At 62.5% G+C, this 26619-nt stretch carries 25 protein-coding genes and 1 pseudogene; 18 read left to right on the top strand and 8 right to left on the bottom strand.

Annotated features, from left to right (window positions below; genetic code table 11):
- Positions 1–10: 10 nt before the first annotated feature.
- The 4 genes from AC515T_RS13610 to AC515T_RS13595 all read left to right on the top strand — a co-directional run bounded on the left by AC515T_RS13610 (position 11) and on the right by AC515T_RS13595 (position 5486).
- A complete protein-coding gene (locus AC515T_RS13610) occupies positions 11–2125 on the top strand; it encodes a glycosyl transferase family protein (protein WP_496532907.1) in 2115 nt (704 codons plus the stop codon).
- Entirely contained in the window at positions 2122–4125 is a 2004-nt protein-coding gene (locus AC515T_RS13605) for a bacteriophage N4 adsorption protein A (RefSeq protein WP_496532906.1), read from the top strand. The genes AC515T_RS13610 and AC515T_RS13605 overlap by 4 nt, the downstream gene beginning before the upstream one ends.
- Positions 4126–4300: 175 nt before the next feature.
- The gene (locus tag AC515T_RS13600; RefSeq protein WP_496533134.1) at positions 4301–5086 is read left to right on the top strand and encodes an alpha-amylase family protein; all 786 of its coding nucleotides are present in this window, start codon (positions 4301–4303) and stop codon (positions 5084–5086) included.
- A 190-nt stretch (positions 5087–5276) separates the two neighbouring features.
- Positions 5277–5486 carry a phage infection protein gene (locus AC515T_RS13595; protein ID WP_496532905.1) on the top strand — a complete coding sequence of 70 codons (210 nt, stop codon included), beginning with the start codon at positions 5277–5279 and terminating at the stop codon, positions 5484–5486.
- Between the two features lie 156 nt (positions 5487–5642).
- Here the strand turns inward: AC515T_RS13595 and hpaR (AC515T_RS13590) are convergent, their stop codons facing one another.
- On the bottom strand, positions 5643–6065 hold the full coding sequence (hpaR, locus tag AC515T_RS13590) for a homoprotocatechuate degradation operon regulator HpaR (protein WP_060742174.1): 423 nt from the start codon (positions 6063–6065) through the stop codon (positions 5643–5645).
- 124 nt (positions 6066–6189) lie between these two features.
- Complete coding sequence (gene hpaA / locus AC515T_RS13585) at positions 6190–7095, bottom strand: 4-hydroxyphenylacetate catabolism regulatory protein HpaA (protein WP_496532904.1); 906 nt, start codon at positions 7093–7095, stop codon at positions 6190–6192.
- Positions 7096–7281: 186 nt separating this feature from the next.
- On the opposite strand from hpaA, the gene AC515T_RS13580 reads away from it, so the two are divergent.
- The 8 genes from AC515T_RS13580 (at position 7282) to hpaI (ending at position 14726) form a co-directional block, all read left to right on the top strand.
- A complete protein-coding gene (locus AC515T_RS13580; protein ID WP_496532903.1) occupies positions 7282–7959 on the top strand; it encodes a fumarylacetoacetate hydrolase family protein in 678 nt (225 codons plus the stop codon).
- Positions 7956–8726, top strand: coding sequence for a fumarylacetoacetate hydrolase family protein (locus tag AC515T_RS13575; protein WP_496532902.1), 771 nt, complete (start codon positions 7956–7958; stop codon positions 8724–8726). Before AC515T_RS13580 ends, AC515T_RS13575 begins: the two co-directional genes overlap by 4 nt.
- A 5-nt stretch (positions 8727–8731) precedes the next feature.
- On the top strand, positions 8732–10192 hold the full coding sequence (hpaE, locus tag AC515T_RS13570) for a 5-carboxymethyl-2-hydroxymuconate semialdehyde dehydrogenase (protein WP_496532901.1): 1461 nt from the start codon (positions 8732–8734) through the stop codon (positions 10190–10192).
- 239 nt (positions 10193–10431) lie between these two features.
- Positions 10432–11289, top strand: coding sequence for a 3,4-dihydroxyphenylacetate 2,3-dioxygenase (gene hpaD, locus AC515T_RS13565; RefSeq protein ID WP_496532900.1), 858 nt, complete (start codon positions 10432–10434; stop codon positions 11287–11289).
- A 59-nt stretch (positions 11290–11348) separates the two neighbouring features.
- The gene (locus tag AC515T_RS13560) at positions 11349–11741 is read left to right on the top strand and encodes a 5-carboxymethyl-2-hydroxymuconate Delta-isomerase (protein WP_496532899.1); all 393 of its coding nucleotides are present in this window, start codon (positions 11349–11351) and stop codon (positions 11739–11741) included.
- A gap of 52 nt (positions 11742–11793) precedes the next feature.
- On the top strand, positions 11794–13098 hold the full coding sequence (locus AC515T_RS13555; RefSeq protein ID WP_496532898.1) for an MFS transporter: 1305 nt from the start codon (positions 11794–11796) through the stop codon (positions 13096–13098).
- A gap of 12 nt (positions 13099–13110) precedes the next feature.
- Positions 13111–13914, top strand: a complete 804-nt coding sequence (hpaH, locus tag AC515T_RS13550) for a 2-oxo-hept-4-ene-1,7-dioate hydratase (protein ID WP_496532897.1) — start codon at positions 13111–13113, stop codon at positions 13912–13914.
- Between the two features lie 14 nt (positions 13915–13928).
- The gene (gene hpaI / locus AC515T_RS13545) at positions 13929–14726 is read left to right on the top strand and encodes a 4-hydroxy-2-oxoheptanedioate aldolase (protein WP_496532896.1); all 798 of its coding nucleotides are present in this window, start codon (positions 13929–13931) and stop codon (positions 14724–14726) included.
- Between the two features lie 156 nt (positions 14727–14882).
- Here the strand turns inward: hpaI and hpaR (AC515T_RS13540) are convergent, their stop codons facing one another.
- From hpaR (AC515T_RS13540) to AC515T_RS13530, 3 genes are all read right to left on the bottom strand, one after another.
- On the bottom strand, positions 14883–15305 hold the full coding sequence (gene hpaR / locus AC515T_RS13540) for a homoprotocatechuate degradation operon regulator HpaR (RefSeq protein WP_496532895.1): 423 nt from the start codon (positions 15303–15305) through the stop codon (positions 14883–14885).
- 303 nt (positions 15306–15608) lie between these two features.
- Entirely contained in the window at positions 15609–16550 is a 942-nt protein-coding gene (locus tag AC515T_RS13535) for a p-hydroxyphenylacetate 3-hydroxylase reductase component (protein WP_496532894.1), read from the bottom strand.
- A gap of 65 nt (positions 16551–16615) precedes the next feature.
- Complete coding sequence (locus AC515T_RS13530; RefSeq protein WP_496532893.1) at positions 16616–17785, bottom strand: p-hydroxyphenylacetate 3-hydroxylase oxygenase component; 1170 nt, start codon at positions 17783–17785, stop codon at positions 16616–16618.
- A gap of 311 nt (positions 17786–18096) precedes the next feature.
- Here AC515T_RS13530 and AC515T_RS13525 point away from each other — a divergent pair.
- From AC515T_RS13525 to AC515T_RS13500, 6 genes and pseudogenes are all read left to right on the top strand, one after another.
- Positions 18097–19395: pseudogene (locus AC515T_RS13525) on the top strand (NAD(P)/FAD-dependent oxidoreductase).
- A gap of 195 nt (positions 19396–19590) precedes the next feature.
- Entirely contained in the window at positions 19591–19956 is a 366-nt protein-coding gene (locus tag AC515T_RS13520; RefSeq protein WP_053122428.1) for a cupin domain-containing protein, read from the top strand.
- Positions 19957–20007: 51 nt separating this feature from the next.
- Positions 20008–20667, top strand: coding sequence for a helix-turn-helix transcriptional regulator (locus AC515T_RS13515; protein ID WP_496532892.1), 660 nt, complete (start codon positions 20008–20010; stop codon positions 20665–20667).
- A gap of 79 nt (positions 20668–20746) precedes the next feature.
- Positions 20747–21568, top strand: coding sequence for a molybdenum cofactor biosynthesis F family protein (locus AC515T_RS13510; protein WP_496532891.1), 822 nt, complete (start codon positions 20747–20749; stop codon positions 21566–21568).
- On the top strand, positions 21561–22361 hold the full coding sequence (locus AC515T_RS13505) for an SDR family NAD(P)-dependent oxidoreductase (protein ID WP_496532890.1): 801 nt from the start codon (positions 21561–21563) through the stop codon (positions 22359–22361). Before AC515T_RS13510 ends, AC515T_RS13505 begins: the two co-directional genes overlap by 8 nt.
- Complete coding sequence (locus AC515T_RS13500) at positions 22354–23121, top strand: SDR family oxidoreductase (RefSeq protein WP_496532889.1); 768 nt, start codon at positions 22354–22356, stop codon at positions 23119–23121. Before AC515T_RS13505 ends, AC515T_RS13500 begins: the two co-directional genes overlap by 8 nt.
- A 162-nt stretch (positions 23122–23283) precedes the next feature.
- On the opposite strand, the gene feaR is transcribed toward AC515T_RS13500, so the two are convergent.
- The 3 genes from feaR to AC515T_RS13485 all read right to left on the bottom strand — a co-directional run bounded on the left by feaR (position 23284) and on the right by AC515T_RS13485 (position 26434).
- Positions 23284–24246 (bottom strand): transcriptional regulator FeaR, encoded by a 963-nt coding sequence (gene feaR, locus AC515T_RS13495; protein ID WP_496532888.1) that lies wholly within the window; start codon positions 24244–24246, stop codon positions 23284–23286.
- Positions 24247–24369: 123 nt separating this feature from the next.
- Complete coding sequence (locus AC515T_RS13490) at positions 24370–24990, bottom strand: DUF3156 family protein (protein ID WP_496532887.1); 621 nt, start codon at positions 24988–24990, stop codon at positions 24370–24372.
- On the bottom strand, positions 24935–26434 hold the full coding sequence (locus AC515T_RS13485; protein WP_496532886.1) for an APC family permease: 1500 nt from the start codon (positions 26432–26434) through the stop codon (positions 24935–24937). Before AC515T_RS13485 ends, AC515T_RS13490 begins: the two co-directional genes overlap by 56 nt.
- Between the last annotated feature and the right edge of the window lie 185 nt (positions 26435–26619).

Below are 26619 nucleotides of genomic sequence, written 5' to 3'. Positions count from 1 at the left end.
GTACCCTTCGATGACGTCGCTTTATTGGCCCTATTGGCTGGCCCATTACTACAACTACCTGGAGGCCGCGACCATCGTGGTCGCGGTACTGATCCTGATCTCCAGCCTGGACGATCTGATCATTGACCTGTGGTACTGGTCTCGTCGCCTGTACCGCAAGTTCACCGTGGACCGCCGCTACCGGCCGCTGACCGTCGAGCAATTGTTGGCCCGGGACGAACAGTCCCTGGCGATCATGGTCCCGGCCTGGCTGGAATACGACGTCATCGCACCGATGATCGAGAACATGGTGTCGACACTCGACTACCAGAACTACGTGGTCTTCGTTGGTACGTACATCAACGACCAGCGCACCATCGACGAAGTCGAGCGGATGCGCCGGCGTTACAAACAACTGCACCGCGTGGAAGTGCCCCATGCCGGGCCGACCTGCAAGGCCGACTGCTTGAACTGGGTGATCCAGGCGATTTTCCTCCATGAGAAAACCCATGGCATGACCTTCGCCGGCGTCGTCCTGCACGACAGCGAGGACGTGCTGCATCCGCTTGAATTACGTTTGTTCAATTATCTGTTGCCGCGCAAGGACATGATCCAGTTGCCAGTGGTCTCGCTGGAACGCAACTGGTACGAATGGGTGGCGGGCGTCTACATGGACGAGTTCGCCGAATGGCACGGCAAGGACCTGGTGGTGCGGGAAAGCATGACCGACACCGTGCCCTCCGCCGGCGTCGGCACCTGTTTTTCCCATCGCGCCCTGCGAGTGCTGGCCGGTGAAACCGAAAACCAACCGTTCAACACCGACAGCCTCACCGAGGACTACGACGTCGGCGCGCGCTTGGCCAAGGTGGGCATGAATGCGATCTTCGTGCGTTTCCCGGTGCAGTTCCGGGTGCTGCGCAAATCCTGGTTCCGCAAACCCTACGAATCGACCCTGACGATGCCGCTGTGCGTGCGCGAATTTTTCCCGGACACGTTCCGCACCGCTTTCCGGCAAAAGGCCCGCTGGACCCTGGGCATTGGTTTGCAAGGCTGGGAGCAGATGGGCTGGAATGGTTCGCTGGCCAACCGATACCTGCTGTTTCGCGACCGCAAGGGGGTAGTGACAGCGTTCATCAGCATCATTGCCTACGCAATCCTGGTGCAACTGCTGGGCCTGATCATCCTGCGCAACAGCGGTTTGTGGGACGTCAGTTTCCCAACGCCTTTTGAAACCAGCAGCGTGATCAAATACCTGTTGCTGGCCAACGGCGTTGCCCTGGCCTGGCGAATCCTGCACCGCTACTACTTCACCACGGTGTTGTACGGCTGGCAGCACGGCTTGCTGTCGATCCCACGCATGTTGGTGGGCAACTTCGTCAACTTCATGGCCGCCGCCCGGGCCTGGCGCATGTTCCTGGTGGGCAAGGTGATGAACCGCAAGCTGGTCTGGGACAAGACCATGCATGACTTCCCTTCCACCGACCTGGTCGCCATTGCGCCGCGCCGCTTGGGCAGCGTGCTGTTGTCCTGGCAGGCTATTACCGACACCCACCTGCAAAGCGCCCTGGATGAACAACAGTCGCGCAATGTACCGCTAGGACGGATTTTGCTGAATAACGGCTGGCTGGACGATGAAACCCTGGCCGAAGCCATCGCGTTCCAGAATGACCTGCCCCGGGTCTTCGACGTGGCCGAAAAAACCGCGGCCTCGACCTCGTCACTGACCAGCGAGTTTGCGTTGCGCTGGCGGACCATTCCCCTAGGGCCCAATGGCGAAGGCCGGGAGCAGATCGCCGTCGCCAACCCGCTTTCCGACGAAGGCTTGCAACAGGTCAGCGCCGAATTGGGCAGCGAACCGGTGCAACTGATCGCCAGGGAAAGTGAAATTCTCGCACTGTTGCGCCAGTTGCCCGAACGCAACGGCCACGCCGTACCGAATGCCAGCGCCCCGCTGCTGGGTGACTTGCTGATCGAAATGGGCCTGCTCGACCGTGATCAGTTCAGCCGTGCCATGTTGCAATATCGGCCGCAGCACCACGGCCGGATCGGCGATTACCTGGTGGACAGCGGCGTGCTGCCCCGGGCGACTATCGAACAAGTGGTGGCACGCCAGCACAGCCTTTACCCAATGGAGCTTCCGGCATGAACCGCCCCTTCTTGACGCTCTTGGCCACGGGGCTGAGCTTGATCCCGGTGCTTGCACCCGCCGAAACGTTGCCACTGCCACTGACCGGCCCGGCCTATACCGCCGCCAACGAAGCCTACAGCGCCTACGAGCGCAAGGACTACGACCTGGCCATCGCCAAGGCACGCGAGGCCCTGCGCCTGCGTGCCGATGTGACGCGCCTGAACACGTTGATTGAATTGGCCGAACGGGACAAAAAGCTGCGCGACCAACCTCGGACCGCTGCATCTTCGCGCGCGGCGCCAGCTGCACCGGGTTTCGTCGCGGCGTCCCAGGGGTTCAAGGCCTATGACCGCGAACAATTCGGCCTGGCCGAGCAATCGGCTCGCAAAGCCATCAGCCAGGCACCCCGGCGCCGCGAATATCGCCTGTTGCTGATCGATTCGCTGCAACGCCAACAACACCTGGAAGACGCCGACCGGGCCACCACCGAGGCCCTTGGCGTCTTTGCCAACGACAACACGTTGTTGCTGCGCCGCAAAGCCATTCGCCGCCAACTGGCCGTACCGCTTGCGACCCAGGGCTATCGCGCCCTGGAGCAAGGCAACACAACCCGAGCCGTGGACCAGGCGCGCAAAGCCGTGGCCTGGGCTCCAGAGATTGTCGCCAACCAGCAACTGCTCATCAGTGCCCTGCTCGCGGCGAAGGATTACCCCGCAGCCGAACAGGCCGCGTCTGCCGCACTGGCGGTGGACGACCGTCAAACCGCCCCTTGGGTCTTGCGCAGCTATGCCCGTAACCGCCAGGGCCAGTCGCAGGCGGCCCAGGACGATCTGAACCAGGCCCAGAGCCTTGCGGGCCTGTCGGCGAGGGAAGCCCGTGACATCCGCTCCGCCCAGGCCCAATCCTCACCACCTGTGCTGCTGTGTCAGGAAAGCACCTACGGTCTGACCTGCGCCATCTCGCCGGGTAACACCGGCGAGCAGGCGCAGGTGAGTGATCTGCAGCTTGCTTACAATCGGATTCGGGCCGGCGACGACGAAGCCGCCCATGCCGCGTTCCGCAAGGCGGACGCCACCGCTCCACTGGCACCGGCACCCGCCCAGGACGCCGCCTACAACGCCATGCGAGTCCATGAAGACGACGAAGCCGTGGCGTACTTCAAGCGTGTCATCGATGGGCAAAAAACCGCTGAGTCGCCCCTGTCCGCGCAACAGCTGTTCGATACCCGTCGCACCGTGGGCGATGTATCGCGCAGACTCGGCCTGACCAGCACCACCAGCTATCGTGGCAGCAGTTCCAGTGGCCTGAGCGCCGCCCCGGGCGCCAGCAGCAGCGGCAGCGAAAGCAATGACCTGCTGCAAAACAGCACCGAGCTGTCGTGGCGTCCGCTGGGCTATCGCAATGGGCGCTTCGTCGAACTCTACGGGCGCATCACCGACACCCTGTGGAGCAAGAACAGCGATTCGGACACCGGCGCCGATGCCTTGCAAGGCGCGCTCGGGGTGCGGGTCAAGCCCTTCAGTTCGGTCAACATCATGGCCGCCTTTGAACGGACCTTCCCGCTCGGTTCTTCCAATGCCGACGGCGACTGGCTGGTGCGGCTGGGCTACGGTTCGAGCATCGGTACCGACCTGCGGGTCGATGTGCCGAGCTGGTGGACCTCGCAGCTGTATGCCGAGGTCGGTCATTACCTCAACGCCTCGCGCAATTACTTCAACAGCGAGTGGCAAGTGGGCCGCAGCTACGCCATCGGCGGGACCGGCTCGCGCTGGGTGACCTTCCCCCATGTCGTCGCGGCGATCGACTACGATTCCAAGATGAAGAGCGAAGCCGGTGGCGACTTTTCTTCCGGCGACGCCGGGGGTATCGGGATAGGAAACAACGTACGTTATTGGTTCCGGGAAGACGCCTACAACGCGCCACGCTCCTATGTGGATTTTTCCCTGCAATATCGAGCCAGGGTATTCGGCGAGGATCGCGCCAAAGGCGTGTTCGCACGCCTGACCTACTCCTATTGAGCCGGTGGGTGTGGCAGTCGCTCCGCCGGCACAAAGCGACTCGCCTTGTCGAGCCGCGACTACACTGCATCCAGAAGGAACTTGTTTGAAAAGCTTCACAACGTTCGTCCATCGCAAGACCGTCGCGGCGCTGTTGCTGGCCGCGCTCCTCGGCGCAGGTACAGGGACGTACTACATGAGCACGATCACTGCTGCACCGAACATCGTCGGCATCGTCTGGCAGCCGGACAACCAGACCGTCGGCATCAGCGGCCATTGGGAAAAACTGGGGGTGCACGAGCTGTTGGTGCAATGGACGGTGGTGGACGACCAGGCTTTCGTGCCCGGCACCGGCCTGACCAGCGTACCGGTACTGCCGGATTGGGCGCGCATCGCCAAGGCGCCCTGGGCCCAGGATGTCATCCTCGGGCTGGCCGGTTATTTCAGCGAAAACCGCTCTCGGGACAATATCGAGCAACTGGCGGCGCTGTCGGAGCGCGTCGCCGGTTTGCCGACGCCATTGCATGTCACCGGTTGGTATTTTCCGGCTGAAGTCGACCCCAGTTGGTCTCGCGCCACGGAGTTGCCGGCCTTGCTCGCCAAGCTGCCGCGACCGCTGTGGATCAGTGTCTACGACGGCGCCAACATCGGCCCCGCTGCCACCGCAGACTGGCTCAAGCAATGGCTGCCGAACGACATCGGGGTGTTTTTCCAGGACGGCGTCGGCGTCTACGCCCGCACCGCCCCGGTGGCCCGAAACTACGCCGATGCCCTGCGCGATCGGCTTGGCAAGGATCGCGTGCGGATCATCGTCGAAGCCTTCCGCCCCCAATACGGCGGTGGTTTCCGCTCCGCCACCGTCGCCGAGCTCAAGCCACAACTGGCGGCCTATGCAGGCTACCCGCTCTACCTGTTCGATGGGCCGCACTACATGTCCCCGGCATTGGTGGACCAGCTGAAGCAAGCACTCGCCCAGCCCTGACCAGGCACTTGAAGCTATCCGCCCGCCCGCGCTGACTGAGTTTGTATCGGTCTGTATATAAAATGCGGACTGATACGAAATGCCGGATTTCGCCCCCTCCTGGCACACATCGTCGATACATCCGCGCGTTTAACTGTGATCACCGGATAGCAGCACCCGGCCTACTCAACTAAACGCAAGGAGAATCACCATGTTCAACTTCTCGAAACTCTCGTCCTTGGCAATCGCCCTGACACTGGTTGGCGGCGTCGGCCTGGCGAACGCTGCCTCGGCAAAAAACGCCCCGGCCCAGGCTGCGCATCAACTGGCTGAAGGCGGGTCTGATCGCTTGATCGAGAATCGCGTGGCCGAAGGCGGGGCCGATCGGTTGCAGGAGTTGCGTGAACGCAGCGCGGTTTGAAGCGATTTTTTGGCCTGGGATTGCTCTCGCTCGACCGCATGGAGGGTTCAGGGGGGCTGCTGCGCAGCCCAGCGGGAGCAAGCTCCCTCGCCACAAAAGCTCAGGGCTCAGGGCTCAGGGCTCAGGCTTCAAGCTTCAAGCTTCAAGCTTCAAGCTTCAAGGCTTGATGTTCTTCAGCTCATTGAGCAAGGCGAGCAGTTGCTGCATCTTTTCCTCGCCGAACTGTTCTTCGATCCGCCGGTAGTTGCCTTCCATGCCCTCGCTCATAGACACGAAACACTGCTGGCCGCGCTCGGTCAGGCCCACGAAGACCCGCCGCTGGTCCTGGCTGGACTTCTGCCGGCGCACCAAGCCGTCACGCTCCAGGCGACTGAGCACGCCGGTCATGCTCGGCTTGAGAATGCAGGCCTGATGGGCGAGCTGGTGGCTTTCCAACTCACCTTGCTGATGGAGGATGCGGATCACTCGCCACTGCTGTTCCGTGAGGTCATGCTGGTTCAGCGCCGGGCGGAAAAAAGCCATAGCGGCTTCGCGGGCTTGCAACAGCGTCAGGGTCAAAGAAGGTCTGGGGTTGGCCATGTTCGAACTGTATGAATAGGCGAGTCGGCAGCTTAGTGTCGTCGCCAGGCGGCTGCAAGAAGCATGACGGTGCCACCGCTTCTGTGGCGAGGGAGCCCTCTGCATAAGGTACGGCTGCGTTGTTTCAGCGCAGCCCCGATTGCCGCTGGCGATACTCCCCCGGCGTGAGTTGGGCGTAACGCTGGAAAAACCGGCTGAAATACGCCGGGTCCTTGAAGCCGAGCTGGTAGCAGATTTCATTGGCCGAGCTGCCGGTGAACAACAGCAGTCGCTTGGCCTCCTGCATCAGCCGCTCCATGATCAGGCGCTTGGACGGCAGGTCTGCGATACGTCGGCACACATCGTTGAGGCGCGCCTCGGTCACGCCGATGCCCTCGGCGTAGCGCGACAGCGGCCAATGTTGCAGGTAGTGGGCCTCGATCAGCTCGTTGAAGCGGTGGAATATCTTCAGGTCTTCATGCCGCGCAGGCCTGGCTTCCAGGGAGTTGGAGCACAGCCGTAACAGACTGATCATGATCAACCGCGTCAACCCATCCAGCGCCGCACTGCGCCCCGGATGCCCCGCCGCCACCTCCTCGCTCAATTCCTCGAACAAGAATTCCAGCCGCCGCGCCTCCCCCGCCTGCCCAGGCCCCAATTGCGCCAAGGCCACGCAGGCGGCCGGCATTTGCACGCCGGCCGGCGCCAGGCTCGGGTCGGCATCGATCAGCTGCCACACCAATTGCTGGCGCACCGTCAGCACATGCCCGTCACTGTCGGCTTCGGTCACGAAGGCATGGGGAATGGTCGGCGGGGTGAGGAAGAACATCGGGCCGGATTCGACGTACTGCTGATCATCGAGGTACACGCGCACGGTGCCGCTCTTGACGTAGTGCACCTGGAAGAACCGGTCGTGGCGGTGCACCGGCATGTTGCGGCCGAAAAAACCCGCCAGGTTGGCGAGCCGGTCGTAATGCACTTCGGCGTCGCTGTAGCGCTGGTCATACACCTGACCAATGTTGATGTTCGGGATCGGTTGGCGGTCGGTCATCACGCGATTGCTCGTTTTTATTCTGATTCAGGCACCTGCCGCTCTCATCCTGCGCCGAATCCGGCAAGGCAACCAGTGCCGATCATTCTGTCACGCTTGACGATAGTTAACATCTTAATTATAACTGTTAACACATTAACAATAACCGCAGAGCCCTCATCACTCTGCCATCGCCAGGAGACAAGCATGAGCCGTGCCCTGCATGACGTCGCGACCGGCACCCTGTTCGGGGTCGCGCTGAACTACCAGGGGCTGCTGAAACAGCGCCTCGCCGAGTTCGAGCAACCGCCCTACCAGAAGCCGCCGCTCAAGCCCGTGCTGTTCATCAAGACGCCCAATACCCGCAACCGGCACGACGCCGACGTGGTTCATCCCGGTCACGGCGAACGGCTGCAACCAGGCCCGGCCCTTGGCGTGGTGATGGGCAAGTCGGCCAGCCGCGTCAGCGCCGCCGAAGCCCTGGACTACGTGGCCGGCTTCACCGTCGTCAATGAATTCAGCCTGCCGGAAGACAGCTATTACCGCCCCGCCGTCAAGGCCAAGTGCCGGGACGGCTTCTGCGCCATCGGCCCGGAACTGGTGCCGAGCGCCCAGGTGGCCGACCCCCACAGCCTGGCGATCACGCTGTACGTCAACGGCGCGGTTCGCCAGCAAAACAGCACGGCCAACTTCGTTCGCAACGTCCCCCAACTGATCGCCGAGATCAGCGAATTCATGACCCTGCACGCCGGCGACGTGCTGATCACTGGCACGCCTGAGGGTCGGGTCGATGTGCTCCCCGGCGATCTCGTCGAAGTGGACATCAGCGGTGTGGGTCGTCTCGTCAACACCATCGTGGCCGAGGAAACAGGAGCAGGTTCATGAAGCACGCGCGCATTCGTTTTGAAGGCCAGGATCACGCCGTCACCGTCGAAGCCCACAACGCCGTACGCCTGGCCGACGGTCGCCTGCTGGCCGAGGACCAGGTCCAGTGGCTGCCACCGGCCACCGGCAGCATGTTCGCCCTGGGCCTGAACTACGCCGATCACGCCGCCGAACTGGCGTTCAAGCCACCGACCGAACCCCTGGCGTTCATCAAATCGCCCGGCACCTACACCGGCCACAACCAGACAACCTGGCGTCCCGACAACGTCGCCTACATGCATTACGAGTGCGAGCTGGTGGCGGTCATCGGCAAAGCCGCACGCAACGTCAAGCGCGAGGATGCACTGGACTACCTGGCCGGCTACACCGTGTGCAACGACTACGCGATCCGCGACTTCCTGGAAAACTACTACCGCCCCAACCTGCGGGTGAAGAACCGTGACGCGACGACGCCCGTCGGCCCATGGATCGTCGATGCGGCCGATGTGCCAGACCCCAGCGACCTGAAACTGCGCACCTGGATCAACGGCGAGCTGCGCCAGGAAGGCAGCACCAAGGACATGATTTTCGACATCCCCTACCTGATCGAATACCTGTCCAGCTTCATGACCCTGCAACCCGGCGACATGATCGCCACCGGTACGCCGGAAGGCCTGGCGGACGTGGTGCCCGGTGATGAAGTGGTGGTGGAAGTGGAAGGCGTCGGTCGCCTGGTCAACCAAATTGTCAGCGAAGCCGAGTTCTTCGCATCCCGTAAAGAGGCGTGAGCAGCATGATCAAACACTGGATCGATGGCCGTGAGGTCGAAAGCAAAGACGTCTTCGTCAACTACAACCCGGCCACCGGGGAGGCCATCGGCGAAGTCGCCAGCGGCGGCACCGAGGAAGTGGCCCAAGCGGTTGCAGCGGCCAAGGAAGCGTTTCCGAAATGGGCCAACACCCCGGCCAAGGAACGCGCCCGGCTGATGCGCAAGCTCGGTGAACTGATCGAGCAGAACGTGCCGAAGCTGGCCGAACTGGAAACCCTCGACACCGGTTTGCCGATCCACCAGACCAAGAACGTGCTGATCCCGCGCGCCTCCCACAACTTCGATTTCTTTGCTGAAGTCTGCACGCGGATGGACGGCCACACCTACCCGGTCGACGACCAGATGCTTAACTACACCCTGTACCAACCGGTGGGTGTCTGCGCGCTGGTCTCGCCCTGGAACGTGCCGTTCATGACCGCGACCTGGAAGACCGCGCCGTGCCTGGCGCTGGGCAACACGGCCGTACTGAAGATGTCCGAGCTGTCGCCGCTGACCGCCAACGAGCTGGGTCGCCTGGCGGTCGAAGCCGGCATTCCCAACGGCGTGTTGAACGTGATCCAGGGTTATGGCGCCACCGCTGGCGATGCATTGGTGCGCCACCCGGATGTGCGGGCGATCTCCTTCACCGGCGGCACCGCCACCGGCAAGAAAATCATGCAGACCGCCGGGTTGAAGAAATACTCGATGGAACTGGGCGGCAAGTCGCCGGTGCTGATTTTCGAAGACGCCGACCTCGAGCGGGCCCTCGATGCCGCGTTGTTCACCATTTTTTCCCTCAATGGCGAACGCTGCACCGCCGGCAGCCGGATCTTCATTCAGGAGAGCGTCTACCCACAATTCGTCGCCGAATTCGCCGCCCGCGCCAAACGCCTGATCGTCGGTGATCCGCAGGACCCGAAAACCCAGGTCGGTTCGATGATCACTCAGGCCCACTACGACAAGGTCACCGGCTACATCAAGATCGGCCTCGAAGAAGGCGCCACCCTCCTGGCCGGTGGCCTGGAACGCCCGGCCAACCTGCCGGCGCACTTGAGCCGCGGCCAGTTCATCCAGCCGACAGTGTTCGCCGACGTCAACAACAAGATGCGCATCGCCCAGGAAGAAATCTTCGGTCCGGTGGTGTGCCTGATCCCGTTCAAGGATGAAGCCCAAGCCTTGCAACTGGCCAACGACACCGAATACGGCCTGGCTTCCTACATCTGGACCCAGGACATCGGCAAGGCTCATCGACTGGCCCATGGCATCGAGGCCGGCATGGTGTTCATCAACAGCCAGAACGTACGCGACCTGCGCCAGCCTTTCGGCGGCGTAAAGGGTTCCGGAACCGGCCGCGAAGGCGGACAGTACAGCTTTGAAGTGTTTGCCGAGATCAAGAACGTTTGCATCTCCATGGGCAGTCATCACATACCGCGTTGGGGGGTATGACCCAGGCCGAGTGATACCCCTGTGGCAGCTCACGCATCTGTGGCAAGTGAAACACCCTGTGGCGAGGGAGCTTGCTCCCGCTGGGCTGCGAAGCGGCCCCGGCTTTTCCTGGCGATTGCTGCGCAATCGAGCGGGAGCAAGCTCCCTCGCCACAAGAGCGGTGATCCATCCAAAGCATCAAGACTTGATTCACCCGCTGTCCCGAGACTCAACAAGAACAATTTTTCAGGAGAAACATCATGGGCGAAGTCGTCCTGGCTGCGAAAATCTGCCACGTTCCCTCGATGTACCTGTCGGAGCTGCCCGGCAAGCACCACGGTTGCCGCGCCGCCGCGATTGCCGGCCACAAGGAAATCGGTCGTCGCGCCCGTGAGCTGGGGGCCGATACCGCCGTGGTGTTCGACGTGCACTGGCTGGTCAACAGCGCCTACCACGTCAACAGCGGCGCGCACTTCAAGGGCATCTACACCAGCAACGAGCTGCCGCACTTCATCAAGAACATGGAGTACGAATACGCGGGTGCCCCGGAACTGGGCGAACTGATCGCCGCCGAGGCCAATGCCGTCGATGTGCGCACCCTGGCCCACAACATCCCTAGCCTTGAACTGGAATACGGCACGCTGGTGCCTATGCGCTACATGCACATGGACGTCCCGCAGGACCAGAAATTCAACGTCGTGTCGATTGCCGCCTGGTGCGCCTGGCATCGCCTGCAAGACAGCTTCGCCTTCGGCGCCGCCGTGCGCCGGGCCATCGAGAAAAGTGATCGCAAGGTATTGGTGCTGGCGTCCGGCTCGTTGTCCCACCGCTTTTCCGATGATCGCAACGCCGAAGCCAACATCCACAACTGGACGCGGGAATTCGACAAGCAGGTCGACTTGCACGTCGTCGAAATGTGGCGCCAGGGCCGCTGGAAAGAGTTCTGCGCCATGCTCCCGGACTATGCCGAACACTGCTTCGGCGAAGGCAAGATGCATGACACGGCGATGCTGCTGGGGTTGCTCGGCGGGCCGGACTACGACAAGCCCGCCGAAATCATCACCGAGCCTTTCGGCAGCTCCGGCACCGGACAGATCAATGCCATTTTCCCCATTTGATGAGCTACCAGCTGCAAGTCGAGCGCTTGTAGCTGGCAACTGCCGACGCAGGAGGCCCCATGCCGCATTTCATCGCTGAATACACCGACAACATCGAACAACAAGCCGACCTGCCCGGCCTGTTTGAAAAGGTCCACGCCTGGCTGGGCGACAGTGGCGTGTTCCCCCTGGGCGGCATCCGCAGCCGTGGCGTACGCCTGGACACCTGGCGCATGGCCGACGGCAAGCACGACTACGCCTTCGTGCACATGACCTTGAAAGTCGGCCATGGTCGCGACCTGGCCACCCGCCAGAACGTCGCGGAAAAACTCTTCGAGGTGATCACCGCGCACTTCGCCGAACTCCAGGCCCAACGCCTGCTGGCCCTGTCCTTCGAGATGATCGAACTGCACGAGCAACTCAACTTCAAGGCCAACAACGTCCACGCCTTTCTCAGCGCCCAGACCACCTGAAATCGCCTGCCCCGCACTCCCCATCGGCCTCTCTGACAAAAAGTACAAGATCATGAGCACAGCCAATACCGCCGACACTGCCGGCACCATCGCCCACGACCGCACCCATGCCACCATCACCTGGCGGCTGATGCCGCTGTTGCTGGTCTGTTACCTGTTCGCCCACCTGGATCGCATCAACATCGGTTTCGCGAAGATGCAGATGAGCGCCGACCTGCAGTTCAGCGACACGGTCTACGGCTTCGGCGCCGGCCTGTTCTTCATCGCCTATGCGCTGTTTGGCGTGCCCAGCAACATGGCCCTGGACCGGGTCGGCCCGCGGCGCTGGATCGCCACGCTGATGGTGGTCTGGGGCGCCTTGTCCACTGGCATGTTCCTCATCGAAAGCGCCGCCGGTTTCTACGTGTTGCGCTTTTTGCTTGGCGTGGCCGAGGCGGGTTTCTTCCCCGGGATCCTGGTCTTTCTCAACCGCTGGTATCCGGCCCGTCGCCGAGCCCAGGTGACCGCCTTGTTTGCCATCGCCGTGCCGATGGCCGGGGTGATTGGCGGGCCATTGTCCGGCGGCATTCTCGAGCATTTCCATGACCTGGGCGGCCTGCGCGGCTGGCAGTGGATGTTCGTCATCGAAGGGCTGCCGGTGATCCTGCTCGGCCTCGTGGTGCTCAAGTGCCTGCCGGACAGTTTCGAGACGGTCAAGTGGCTCACGCCGCACGCCAAGCAACAACTGCGTGAACAACTGAGCCTTGAAGAACAGCGCAAATCCATCACCTCGTTCTCGGCGATCCTCAACAACCCACAAGTCTGGTTGTTGGTGGCGGTGTACTTCGCCGTGATGCTGGCGGTGAACACCCTGGCCTTCTGGATGCCGACCCTGATCCACGGCGCCGGCATCGGCAGCGACGGCAAGGTCGGGCTGCTCAGCGCGGTACCCTACCTGGCCGGCTGCTTTTTCATGATCGGTTGCGGGCGCTCGTCCGATCGCCATCGCGAACGCCGCTGGCACCTGTGCGTGCCGCTGTTGATGGCGGCACTGGGCATTGCGATTGCCGGGCTCTCACCTGGCAACTCGACCCTGGTGCTGAGTGGCCTGATCGTCGCCGGCATGGGCGCCAGTGCGGCGCTGCCGATGTTCTGGCAATTGCCGCCGGCCTTCCTGTCCAACGGTACCCAGGCCGCCGGCATCGCGCTGATCAGCTCCTTCGGCAGCATCGCCTCATTCTTCGCGCCCTACCTGATCGGCTGGATGCGCGACACCACCCAGAGCGCCAGCCTCGCCCTGTATGTACTGGCCCTGCTCATCGCCCTTGGCGGCTTGCTGGTGCTGCGCACCCGGGCTGCCATCGTCAATCCTCAATAAGAGACCCTTGCCATGCTTGACCAGACCTTCATCCAGCAAGCCGCCGCCCGCCTCGACCAGGCCGAACGCTCCCGCGAGCAGGTGCGGCAGTTTTCCCTCGACCACCCGGACATCACTATTGAAGATGCCTACGCCATCCAGCGTGCCTGGGTCGCGCAAAAGATCAAGGACGGGCGCAAGCTGGTCGGCCACAAGATCGGCCTGACCTCCCGGGCCATGCAGGTGTCGTCGAACATCACCGAGCCGGACTACGGCGCGCTGCTGGACGACATGTTTTTCGATGAAGGCACCGACATCCCGTTCGAACGCTTTATCGTGCCACGGGTGGAAGTGGAGCTGGCGTTCATTCTCGGCAAGCCGTTGAAAGGCCCGAACGTGACCGTGTTCGACGTGCTCGACGCCACCGAATGGGTGATCCCGGCGCTGGAAATCATCGACGCGCGCATCCAGCAGATCGACCCGCAGACCAAGGCGACCCGCAAGGTATTCGACACCATTTCCGACAACGCGGCCAACGCTGGGGTGGTCATGGGCGGTCGCGCCGTACGCCCGACCGAGATCGACCTGCGCAAGGTACCGGCGGTGCTCTACCGCAACGGCGTGATCGAAGAGTCCGGCGTCTCGGCGGCGGTGCTCAATCACCCGGCCAAAGGCGTGGCCTGGCTGGCGAACAAGCTGGCAGCCTATGACGTCACCCTGCAACCGGGACAGATCATCCTCGGTGGTTCCTTCACCCGCCCCGTGGCCGCCAACCCCGGCGATACCTTCCATGTCGATTACGACATGCTTGGTTCCATCGCCTGCCGTTTCGTCTGATCGGAGACCGCCTCATGGACATGCCCATCAATACTTTCAAGCAACGCCTGCGCAGCGGCGAAGCGCAGATCGGCCTGTGGCTGGGTTTGGCCGATGCCTACTGTGCGGAACTGGCGGCCAATGCCGGCTTCGACTGGCTGCTGATCGACGGTGAACACGCGCCCAACGATTTGCGCACCCTGCTCGGCCAGCTCCAGGCCGTGGCGCCCTACCCCAGCCAACCGGTGATACGCCCGGTGATCGGCGACACGGCGCTGATCAAGCAAGTGCTCGATATCGGCGTGCAAACCTTGCTGGTGCCGATGGTGGAAAGTGCCGATCAGGCGCGCGAGCTGGTGCGCGCCATCCACTACCCACCCCACGGGGTCCGCGGTGTCGGCAGTGCACTGGCCCGGGCGTCACGCTGGAACAGCATCCCCGGTTACCTCGACAAGGCCGACGAGCAGATGTGCCTGTTGGTGCAGATCGAGAGCCGCGAAGGCCTGGCCAACCTGGATGCCATTGCCGCGGTGGAAGGCGTGGACGGAGTCTTTGTCGGCCCGGCGGACCTGAGCGCGTCCATGGGTTTTCGCGGCAACCCCGGCCACCCACAGGTGCAAGCGGCCATCGAAGACGCCATCGCCCGCATCCGCCAGGCCGGCAAGGCCGCCGGGATCCTCAGCGCCGATGAGAAACTGGCCCGCCGTTACATCGAACTCGGCGCGGCGTTTGTCGCCGTGGGTGTGGATACGACGGTGTTGATGCGAGGCTTGCAGACACTGGCGGCGACATTCAAAGACACACCGAAGCCTGCGGCTGGCGGCGTGTACTGAACGACACCACACTTCTCTGTGGCGAGGGAGCTTGCTCCCGCTGGGCTGCGCAGCAGACCCAAAAAATCTTGAGTTCACTCGTGCATCCAGGGGTCGCTTCGCGACCCAGCGGGAGCAAGCTCCCTCGCCACAAAAGCCCTATGCCTGCCGCGGACTTCAGCGCCTGATCGCCTTCAGGTCATTGAGCAACCCCAACAACGTCTGCAGCTTTTCCTGCCCCAACTTGTCCTGCAAACGCTGGTAATTCTCTTCCATGCTCTGGCTCATCGAATCGAAGCTCGCCTGCCCTTGCGGCGCCAGGCGCACCAGCACCCGCCGCTGGTCCTGTTCGGCCTTGCGCCGCACCACCATGCCCGCCGCTTCCATGCGCACCAACACGCCGGTCATGCTGGGCTTGAGGATGCAGGCCAGTTCGGCCAGGCGATTGATCTCCAGCTCGTCGTGCTGGCTAAGGATACGGATGACCCGCCATTGCTGCTCGGTCAAGCCGTGTTGATTGAGAGAAGGCCGGAAAAACCCCATGGCCGCTTCGCGGGCCTGTAGCAGGGTCAGGGTCAAGGATGGGCGCGGCTTGGGCATGAGTATGTTCGCGAGAGAGATTTAGTTAATGAGTTAACTAAATCTTAACAGCTTCCAACCCATGCCGGACTATCCATCCACAGAATCCGGACCAGGCGCTGTTCCCCTGTGGCGAGGGAGCCTGCTCCCGCTGGGCTGCGCAGCAGCCCCTGGGTCAGCCGCCATAACCCTGTGGGAGCGAGCTTGCTCGCGATAGGGCCCTGTCAGTCAACATCAACATCGACTGGCCCACCGCCATCGCGCGCAAGCTCGCTCCCACAGGAATGCACCAGCCTGACCAGGGGCGGATGCCAGTCATATCGCTCAAGCGCCCTTGATCACCCCCTTGAGCACTTGCTTGAAATGCTCGACCTGTTCCTCGCTGAACTGGCCGAAGACCTTGTCCTGCTGCTCCTTGGCAATCGCCCAGAGCGCTTCGGTCTCATCAATGCCCTTGACGGTCAGGCGTACCCGCTCGCCCTCATCGCTCACCAGGCCCTTGCGCTTGAGGTTGGCCACGGCTTCTTCGATCTCGCGCACCGGCATCGCCACTTCCCGTTGCAGGTCGCACAGGTTCAGCCCGGCGTCGTTCTCCAGCACCATCAACATCCGCGCTTCGCTGGTACGCAACCCAGTGGACAACTGGCGCGGCTGGTAGCTGGCCTGGTAGGCCCGCAGCGCCTGGGTCATCAGGTAATACAGGTTGTGGCTCAAGCGTCCCTGGAAGTGACTGCTGGGGGATTGGCCCTCTTCCCGTTTGGTCATGCGAGTGTGGGGCAGCACCATCGAGTAGGCGCCCTGGTGATAGAGCAAGGGCGAGCGCCCGAAATCGTCAAAGGCCACGACCTTGCCGATCATGATCCAGTGATCGCCACCGTCTACCTGCTGGAATTTTTCACAATGAAAACGCGCCGAGCAATCGACAAACACCGGGGCGCCACCCTCGCCGGTCTCGAACTGGATTTGTGCGAAGCGATCTTCCTTGGGTCGGGCGAAGTTGTTCGACAGGTCGATCTGGTCGGCGGCCAGCACGTTCACCGCGAAATGGCTGGCGGCTTCGAACACTTCGTGGCTGCTGGAGCGCTTGTCGATGCTCCACAAAATCAGCGGCGGGTCCAGGGACACCGAGTTGAAACTGTTGGCCGTCACACCGACCTTGCGGCCATCTTCAGTGGCGGCAGTGACCACGGTCACGCCGGTGGCGAAGTTGCCCAGGGCCCGGCGGAACGCGCGGGTGTCGAAAGCGGTATCACAAAGACTGGACATGCAAGACTCCCGGCCGCCTCAAGGGACGGCCTCGATTATTGTTCTAGGGTTCAGCGAACAGGCGGTCAAACCATGGACGGATCGGGCTCGAGCCCCATCAGTTCACGACCGAGGATCTGCGCGCAGACGTCGTAGTCGGTGTAGGCATGGGCGCCGGTCAAGTGGGCGTCGCGGAACAGCCGTTGCAACTCGTTGTTCTCGAACCACGCGCCGCCGCCGGCTGCCTCCATCAAGCGGTCGACGGCCTGGATGCACATCTTGGTGGCGTAACCCTGGTTGGTCCGCCAGAACGCCAGGGTTTCGCGGCTGGGGTACTCGTGACGCTCGCCGTGTTCGGCGTGCTCCTGCCAGGTTTTCTCGAGGAAGGCACGGGCCGCCGCCACCTGATGGGTCGACTCGGCCAGGCGCATCAACGCCGGGGTGGCGGCACCGACAGCCGCGCCGGTGTAGGCCCGCACGCGGTTGCGGGTTTTCTCGCGAAAGACCTCCAGCATGCGCTCGGCCACGCCCAGGCTGACCGTGGAGAAACCACTGGCGAAGTACGGCCGGTACGGCGAGTAGAAAATCTTGCTATCAGAATACAGGCCGAATCCACCGGACTTGCCTTCCATCATGTCCTTGGCTTTCTGGATCCGGTGTTCCGGCACGAACGCGTTGTCGATAATCAAGGTCTTGCTGCCACTGCCACGCATGCCCACCGCGAACCAGTCATCGCGAATCTGATAGTCGCTGCGCGGCAGCACCGCAAAGCAATAGTCCTGGGTGCCTTCGGCGTTTTTCCGGCGAAACCCCACGATCGCCCATTCGGCATGATCGCAGCCACTGCTCCAGCCCATTTCACCGCTGAACATCACACCACCGTCGACCTCCTCGGTGCGGCCAAACGGGGCGATGCTGCTGCTGGCGGTGGCATCCGGGTCATCGCCCCAGATTTCCTGCTGGGTCTTGGCCGGAAACATCGCCAACTGATGGCTGTGGGTGCACAACAGGCTCATGGCCCAGGCCGTGCTGGCACAGGCACCGGCCAGCAGCGCGATGCAATCGGCGAACTGCGGCAGGGAAATCTCCAGGCCACCATACGGTTTCGGCTGGAAGGCCCGGTGCATGCCGATGCTTTTGAGCAAGGCGATATTCTCGGCGGGCACGCTACGGTCTTTCTCCGCCTGGAAGGCGTTGGCGGCAATGGACGGCAGGAGGGGCTTGAGGTCTTCGAGCAGCGGGTTTGGCTTTTTCATGGACGGGCTCTTTTATTATTGGCATCTGCCGATCCCGCCTTTGCCCAGCAACCTGAGGTTGCACAAACGGCGGGATCAGTGATTAAGGCCGGTCCAGTATGGGCAATCGCGGGCAAGTGAAAAATGCACCTTCCAGATCCAAGATTGTACTTTTCATGGGGCAGGTTTCGGCCCCATGGCGCGCTCGGTCAAGTACCCCGGCACGGATGATCAAGACAAGCGCCCTGCCAGGGCTCTTAATAGGGCCATTCCCTGCAACGCCTTGCGTAGGCGTGGCAACGGAGTTTCCTTTCACTTTGTCAGGTTGCGTCATGATCAATATCGAAACGCCCACCTATTACACGGCCACCAAGAAATACAACCTCAGCTTCCCTACGCTGGAACAGGACGTGGACGCCGACGTCGTGGTCATTGGCGGTGGTTTCTCCGGCATCAATACCGCGCTGGAGCTCGCCGAAAAAGGCATCACCAACATCGTGGTGCTGGAGGCGCGTTATCTTGGGTTTGGCGGCACCGGGCGCAATGGCGGGCAAATCATGGCTGGCATCGGTCATGACCTGGAAAAGATCAAGAAGGACGTGGGTTAAGATGGCCTGCGCCAGGTCTTCGAGATCAGCGACCTAGGCGCCGACATCATCAAGGACCGTATCGCCAAGTACGCGATCGATGCCGATTTCTGCCACGGTTACGGCTACATGGGTTTCAACGCCCGCCAGGAAAAGACCCTGCGGGCCTGGGAAAAAGACTTCAAGTCGATCAACAGCAAGCACGAGATCCGCTTTCTCGGCGGCGCCGACGTGCAGCAGATCATCGGTTCCAAGGCCTACGGCAGCGCATTGCTGCACATGGGCGGCGGGCATGTGCACTCGCTGAACCTGCTGCTGGGTGAAGCCAAGGCGGTGGTCAGCCACGGCGTGCGGATTTTCGAGAACAGCCCGGCCCTGGAAGTCAGCTATGGCGAGCGTATCACCGTGCGCACCGGACGCGGCTCGGTCAGGGCCAGCAAGCTGCTCTGGGCCTGCGACAGTTTCCTCAACAAGCTGGAGCCGGAACTGCACCGCTCGACCATCAACACCTACGCCTTCCAGATGATGACCGAGCCGTTGTCGGACGAACTGATCCAGCGCATCAGCCCGATTCGCGGTGCCTACAGCGATATTCGCCCAGTGATCGACTACTACCGCGTCACCAACGAAAATCGCCTGCTGTTCGGCGCCGCTACGCCGTTGGTGGAGCACATCCCCCAGGATCTCAAGGCCTGGAACCGGCGCCTGATGCTGAAGATCTTCCCGTACCTCAAGGACGTGAAGATCGACCTGGCCTGGGGCGGCCCGATGGCCTGTAGCCCGAACCTGTTCCCGCAGATCGGCACCCTGCCCGGCCGCAGCAACGCGTTTTTCGTCCAGGGTTACTCAGGCTTTGGCGTCACCCCGAGCCACATCATCTGCAAGGTACTGGCCGAAGGCATGAGCGAAGGCTCGGCGCGCTACGACCTGGTCAGCTCGATCCACCGCCCGACCATCATCGGCAAAGACGCCATTCGCCCATTGCTGCTGACTGCCGGCAAGTCCTGGCACCAACTGTCGGGCTACTGGAACGGCCGCCGCTGATGGTCATGATGCCAGTCAAATAAGCGAAACCCCTGTGGGAGCGAGCTTGCTCGCGAAGAAGGCGCAACAGTCAACCTCAATACTGCCTGACCCACCGCTATCGCGAGCAAGCTCGCTCCCACAGGGGCCGAGGTTTAACGGACTGGCACTGGACACACCTCACCTTTGTTTTTTCAATCACCAGGAGTCACTGCCATGCCCCTCATCACACTCGAAAAAGACATCCAGCTGTCCGACCTGGACGCCTGGGGCACCGTCGCCGATCTCGGCTCGCAGATTCTCGAAGGCGAAGTCAAAGCCTTCGGCAAGATGACCTTCGGCGCCCCCACCGACCCGGTCAGCAGCGCCTACTTCGGCACCACCCAAGGCAAGTTCCGGATGGTCTACCCCTTCGCCGAACAAGCCACCGTGGTCACCGGCGAAGTGGTCCTCACCGACGAGGCCACCGGCCAGAGCACCCGCTACAAGGCCGGCGACAGCTGGTTCGTGACCAAGGGCACCCCGGTGCTGTGGGAAGTGGTCAGCGAAAGTTTCGTCAAACACTACTTCGCGGTAGTCTGACCGCACAGGGCTGCCGGCACCACCGGCGGCCCGCTTGCGAAGGTTGCGACCATGAACGCCATCCCGACCCAGGACATCGCCGGCCAGTGCCTGCACGCCTTCACCCAACTGGTTCCCGTCAGCCGGGCGGCGTTCTACTGCGTGGATCGGCACCTGCAAGTCCACGACTTCAGCCTCCATGGGATGAGCGGCGAGATGCACCGCGACTACCTGGACAACTACCGCCAATTCGACCCGCTGCACCCGCGCCGCTGCGCGTCCAGCGAGCTGGCCGTGGTGCCGTTGGGCCTGGCGATGGCCCGCCAACCGCTGCGTGACAACCATCGTTATCGTGACTTCCTGCAACGCTACGGCGTGGTGGACGTGGTGGAAGTCTTCGCCCATCGCGACGGTCAGCCCCAAGCCGCGATTTCGTTGCTGCGCACCGCCGAGCAAGGCGCCTTCACCCCTCAGCAGTTGAGCCAACTCAATGCGTTGCAGGCTTTGCTGCAACTGGCCGTGGCCCATTTGCCAGCCCATGAAGATGCACTGGCCGACCTGACACCCAAGGAGCGCCAGATTGCCTGGCTGCTACGCCAAGGCGTCAGCAACAAGGAATTGGCCCGGGAACTGGACGTGGGCCTGCCGACCATCAAGACTCACCTGATCCACCTGTTCCGCAAAGTCGGTGTGAGCAGTCGCACCGAATTGGTCAGCGCACTGTTTCTCTGATCAACCATTCGGTTGATAGGCCGCTGTGGTCCGGCCCCCCATGATCCGAGTGGCTAATTCAACCACCGGAGCCTTGCAAATGAGCACCTCTACAGACTGGATCACCGTCGGCGCCCTGGCCGATGGCTTTGCCCCCGAAGCTTTCATCCTGCCCAACCTGGCCGACCTGGACGGCAAGACCTTCACCCTGCATTTCGCCAACGGCTGGCAGATCGAGCATCGTTTCGAACAGGAAACGCTGACCTGGAACGCCGCCGATGGGCATTCCAGCGGCACCGCAACCTACCGGGCCACATCCGTGCGCCCAGGCCTGTACCTGGTGGACTTCATCAAGCGCGAAGGCGAGCTGACCTCGTCGATCAGCCTGGTGCTCGATACCGCCAGCGCCGCCTTCACCGCGGTGATCGGCCGCATGCCAAGCCAGCAGGAAACCGGCGAAGGCCTCTACCACCGCGCATTGGCCGGCAAGCCCCTGACCTCGGTTCAAGCGCAGTTCCTGCACGGTAGTCTCGACCGTCCCTGGCAGCCTGGCCTGTGCCCGCACGCACCGACCACCGAGCTGGTGGGGCTGCGCAACCTGTATCGCTACAGCCCGAGCGAAGTCTACGAACACATTTACCTCAACGACCAGTTCTACTCGTGGCAGTGCCTCAAGGGCGTTGAGCAAGGCCTGTGCGACACCGATCGCTGCGACACCTACAAGATCGCCGATCAGTTGTACCTGTTCGTGTGGCGGGAAAAGATCATCCCGACCCTGGGCCTGGTGCTGATCGACCTGCAACAGCACCGCAGCGACGGCAAGATCTTCGGCTACGTCGGTGAATCCTTCGATGAGTTTTCCAACTTCCCGGTCAGTTCCTACTGCCAGGTGCTCAATCAGACGGAGTACCCCGATGCCTGAATCACGCACCGTGGTGATCACCGGTGCCGGCACCGGCATCGGTGCGGCCTGCGCCCGCCTGTATGCCGCCGAAGGCGCCAACCTGGTGCTGATCGGCCGGCGCCGCGAGCCCCTGGAAACACTCGCCGAGGACATCGGCGGCCTGGTGCTGGTGGGCGATGCGGCCTGCCCCAACACCTGGAACGGCTTCGTCGAGCAGATTCGTACGCGCTATGGCCGACTCGACGTGCTGCTGGCCTGTGCCGGTGGCTTGGGGATGGGCAGTGCCACCGAAACTCAGCCGTCGGCCTGGGAAGCGGCCCTGCGCAGCAATCTCGACAGCGCCTTCTACAGCGCCCGGGCGTGCCTGCCCCTGCTGCGGGAAAGCGCCGGCAACATTGTGTTGATCGCCTCCATCGCGTCATTGGCGGCGGGCCCTCACGTGTGCGGCTACACCACCGCCAAACATGCGCTGCTGGGCCTCAACCGCTCCCTGGCCAGGGATTACGGCCCTCACGGCGTGCGGGTCAATGCGGTCTGCCCAGGTTGGGTTCGCACGCCCATGGCCGATGAAGAGATGCAGGTGTTGATGCAGCTCCATGGCGAAACGTTGCAACAGGCGTATGACCGGGTCTGCGCCGACGTGCCATTGCGCAGACCGGCCAGTGCGGCGGAAATCGCCAACGTCTGCCGTTTCCTGGCCTCGCCTGAAGCGTCGATCATCACTGGGGCGACGCTGGTGGCCGATGGAGGCTCCAGCATCGTCGACGTGCCGACATTGGCCTTCAGCCGGATGGAGGCCAGCGATGTCTGACGATCTGGACTTCAGCGGCCAGACCGTGCTGGTCACGGGTGGTGCACAAGGTATTGGTCGGGGCATCGTCGAAGCGTTTGCCCTGCGCGGGGCCCAGGTGGTCATCGCCGACCTGAGCCTGACCCGGGCCGAGGCAGTGGCCGACGAATTGGCCGCCGTGGGCTGTCAGGTGCAAGCCGTGGGGGTTGACCTGGCCGACGCGACGGCGATTTTCGACACGATGACCGCGCTGGAGCAACGCTTGGGGAGACTGGATATCCTGGTGCACAACGCCGGGTATTTTCCGCTGACGCCGTTCGCCGAGATCACCCCGGCGATACTTGAACGAACGCTGGCGGTGAACCTGTCAGCGCTGTTCTGGCTGACCCAGGCGGCGTTGCCGATGTTCCGGCGCCAGGGCCGAGGCTGCGTGCTGGTGACCTCCTCGGTCACCGGCCCGCGGGTGGCGTATCCGGGGCTCAGCCACTACGCGGCCTCCAAGGCTGGGGTCAATGGCTTCATTCGCAACGCCGCGCTGGAACTGGCAGCCGAGAATGTCCGCGTCAACGGGGTCGAACCGGGCATGATCGCGACACCGGCCATGGCCAACCTGGGCGACGATGAAGTCAATCAGGACATCGCCCGCCGGGTGCCGCTGGGTCGATTGGGCCAACCGAGCGACATCGCCGGCGCCATGCTGTTCCTGGCGTCGAGCCTGGCCAATTATGTGACCGGGCAGACGTTGGTGGTCGATGGGGGGGCGACCTTGCCGGAGGTGTAACAAGGGGAGCAGCCGGTCAGTTCGCGATGGTGGTGAATGTACCGACGCCATCGCGAGCAGGCTCGCTCCCACATTTATCCTGCTTACCTAAGGCCCCTGTGGGAGCGAGCCTGCTCGCGATGACGGTGGTTCAACCTGCGATGATCTCGGACAAGTCCTCCCTCAAGCCACCCCCTGCCCCACCTGCAAACGACTGGAACGAAATTCCTTGGGCGACAGCTCGAACTGCTTCTTGAACGAACGGCTGAAATGCGCCGAATCGGTAAAGCCCCATTTGTAGGCGATCGAGGTAATGGACTCGTCCCGCAGGAACGGGTTGGTCAGGTCATCGGCGCTGCGCTTGAGCCGGGCCCGCTGGATGTAGCGGCAAACGCTGTCGTCCTGCTCTTCGAACAAACGGTACAGATGGCGCACCGAAATATTCAGTCGATTGGCCAGGCCCACAGGGCTGAGGCCGGGCTGGTTGAGGGACTCGTCGATGACCTTCTGCACATAGCTGCGCAGGTGGCTGCCCTGCAAGGCCACCCCTTCGTCACGGCCATCGCTCCCCTGTTCCAGGGCCGAGCCCAACAGTGAAACGAAGGCACTCTGCAAGGCTTCACCCTCGCCCGCGGCGCCCTCGCCGTCCGGTGTGTCCTTGCACAGCTGGTCCATCAACACATGCAGCATCCGCCCACACGCCTTGCTGGACGACACCTTGCCGAAGGTCTTGGTTTCCCCGCCCAATTGCCGCGACACGTCCTGGCGAGACAAGGACAGCACCGCGTGCTCGATCAAGCCGAATGGGCTGATCTCAAGCGCTCCCACGGAATCCATCAACAACAGCTCACCGGGCGCCAATTGGAGGCTCAGCCCGTTCTGAGTAATGCGGCAGTAGCCGCTGCGCTGGCTGACCAGGAAGCAATCCTGGTCATCATCGTGATCGGCATTGGGCGAGTGACGCTTGATGCTGCCGGCGTTGGTGCGCAGGTTCGCGAGGGCAAGACCGCCCCGATGGACATTCGACACTTCACCAATGAACAACGCGCGATTGAAGGCCAACTCGGTATCGAAGTGGCCGCAAGTCGCCCGCAGATCCCGGTTCCAAGTGTCCAGACCGTCCTGCCCAACCTGTTGCATGCTCATGGCATTCTCCGCAGTGGCTTTTTGTTTTTGTACGGCAATAGTTAACATGTTATCTATATGCACGCAACAAGTACCTGTTCGCCAGAGCAGTAGCAGGAATGATGCCAGGACAGCCCAACAGAATCAGAGCGTAGCCAACACCCGCTGCAGGCCGCTCAAGGTCGCCAGCAAGACGCCGCGCTGCTCGCGGCTCAACGGGATATAGCGACGAAAGGCCGGCATGCGATTGACCACCTCGCTACCACCCATGTGTTCCAGGCGCACGCACCACTGGCGGCCCTGCAGATCGATGCGCAGCCGCTTGAAATCCAGCGGCATAAGAGCCTGATACAACACAGGATCCTTCTCCACGGCCGCCTGCAACCGGGCCGCCAGATCACTGCGCCCGTCCCGCTGCCGGCAACGAATGCCGCTACGCCGCAGAGCCCCGCCGTGGTGCAATTCCAGGCGTGCCGTGCCCTCTCGGAAAGCAGGCACGCGCAGGACGAACTCGGTCATCACCAGGTGCATCAACAGCTGCGACTCGGTGCGTTCGACAATCTCCAACTGCAAGCTGCCGTCGTCGGTGGTCGCCGTCGCCATCGTCGGGCCCGCGATCTCGAATCGTGCCAATGCGAGGTTGCGCCGCAGGTGTTCCAGAGTCACCCCGGGCCGATAACCGGCCGGGGCACGCTGGGCGCTGAACAATTCAGACAGTTTTTGCAGCAGGGTCGACAAACTCGCCCGCAGGTTGCCCTGGCTCATGGGAAAACTCCTTGGCCAGCACGTCTTCCACCGACGCCGGCTTGAATGGATTGACCTTCTGCACCACCAAGGTCCAGAACAAGGCGTACGCCGCAGTGCCGCCGAGCATCACCGCGAAAGGCACGTAGATGTCCGCCGGATTCATGCCGGGCGGGGTGATGAACCACATGCCCAGGACAATGCCGATACTGGACAGGATCTGTGGCAACGGGAACCACGGCGAGCGATAGGCCCGCGGCAGATCAGGGCGACGAACCCGCAGGCTGACCACCGACACGGTCACCAACAGGTAGGCAAAACTCCAGGCGCACACCGCAGCCAACACCAGGTGCATGATGTTGTCGGGATTGCCACCCAACCACCACGCATGCAGACAAGGAATCAGCATCGCCACCAGGATGCACAGCAACGGCGTCTTGAACCGTGGGTGCAGATACGTGAAGACCTTCGGCAACGCGCCGTCCACCGCCATGCCGTAGAGAATCCGCGGCACGCCGGCCATCAGGGTGTTGATGGTCGCCGCGCCGGCAAATAGAAAGCCGATGCCCAGCCACATCGGGCCGATATCGCCCATGACCTGTTCGGCGAACCGTGGAATCGCCATGGGTGTGTCCAGCAGATGCACGCCGCCGGTGGCATCCAGCAGCACGTTTTCCACCTGGCGCTTCATCGCCGCGCCGTAGATGAACATGCACGTGGCGACGCTGAACAAGCCCAGCATCATCGCCCTGGGCATGGTTTTAGCAGAGTGGCGCAGGTCCGGCGCCAGCGGCGTGACGAATTCGCAGCCAACAAACATGAACATCGCCATGCCCACCAGCGACAGCACCGTGACCAGATCGGTGCCCACCACGGACGCGCCGAACCAACCCTCCAACTCCACCGCCGGCGCGGCGATCAGGCCCAACACGCCGAACACCATCAGGGTGGTCCACATGCCGAACGTCAGAATGATTTCGGCCCGGCCAAAAGCACTGACGCCGAAAGCATTGAGCACGCCAAACACCACCACGAACCCCACGCCCAGCAGCCAGGAACCGCCAGCCGATTCGGCCAGGGTGTTGAGGTGTTCGAAATTCACCAGGGCCATGACCCCGGCCAGGATGGTCTCGGCGGTGCCAGCGAAGACATGGACAATCAGGTAGGCCGACAAGGTGCCGGTGATCGCGAAGAACCGGCCCATGCCACAGTTGATGTAGTCGTAGACCGAGCCGGTGGTCGGGAGAATCGACGCGGCCTCGGCGAACGTCGTCGCCTGGGCCAGCATCATCACCACCGCGATCAGCATCGCCATGGCAAAGGCGCTGCCGCCGATGCCGAAGCCCATGGTCGCGGTAAGAATCACGGGGCTTGCCATGATCAGGCCAATGGTGCTGGCCAACGCGGTGGGAAAACCCACCGAACCCCGGTTCAAGTGCTCGGTGAGCCTGTCATTGATCGACATCGTGCAGATCCTCGAAAGCGGATTTTTAGTATGGATGCCACAGCCGTCCAGGAGCCGGCGATCATGCCTTCCCCAACCAGTCCCTGATCGAAACGGCGTTGCGTGCGGCCTTACTCTGCGCCGCCCCCGCCCCGGGCGTCTTGCCCATGTCTGCCGACGGTTTTGTTGCTGCCTGCCAACACCGC

Source organism: Pseudomonas sp. FSO-7 (genome assembly GCF_059579345.1).
Note: the sequence above shows the minus strand (reverse complement) of the source record. Positions and strands in the feature narration are given on the sequence as shown.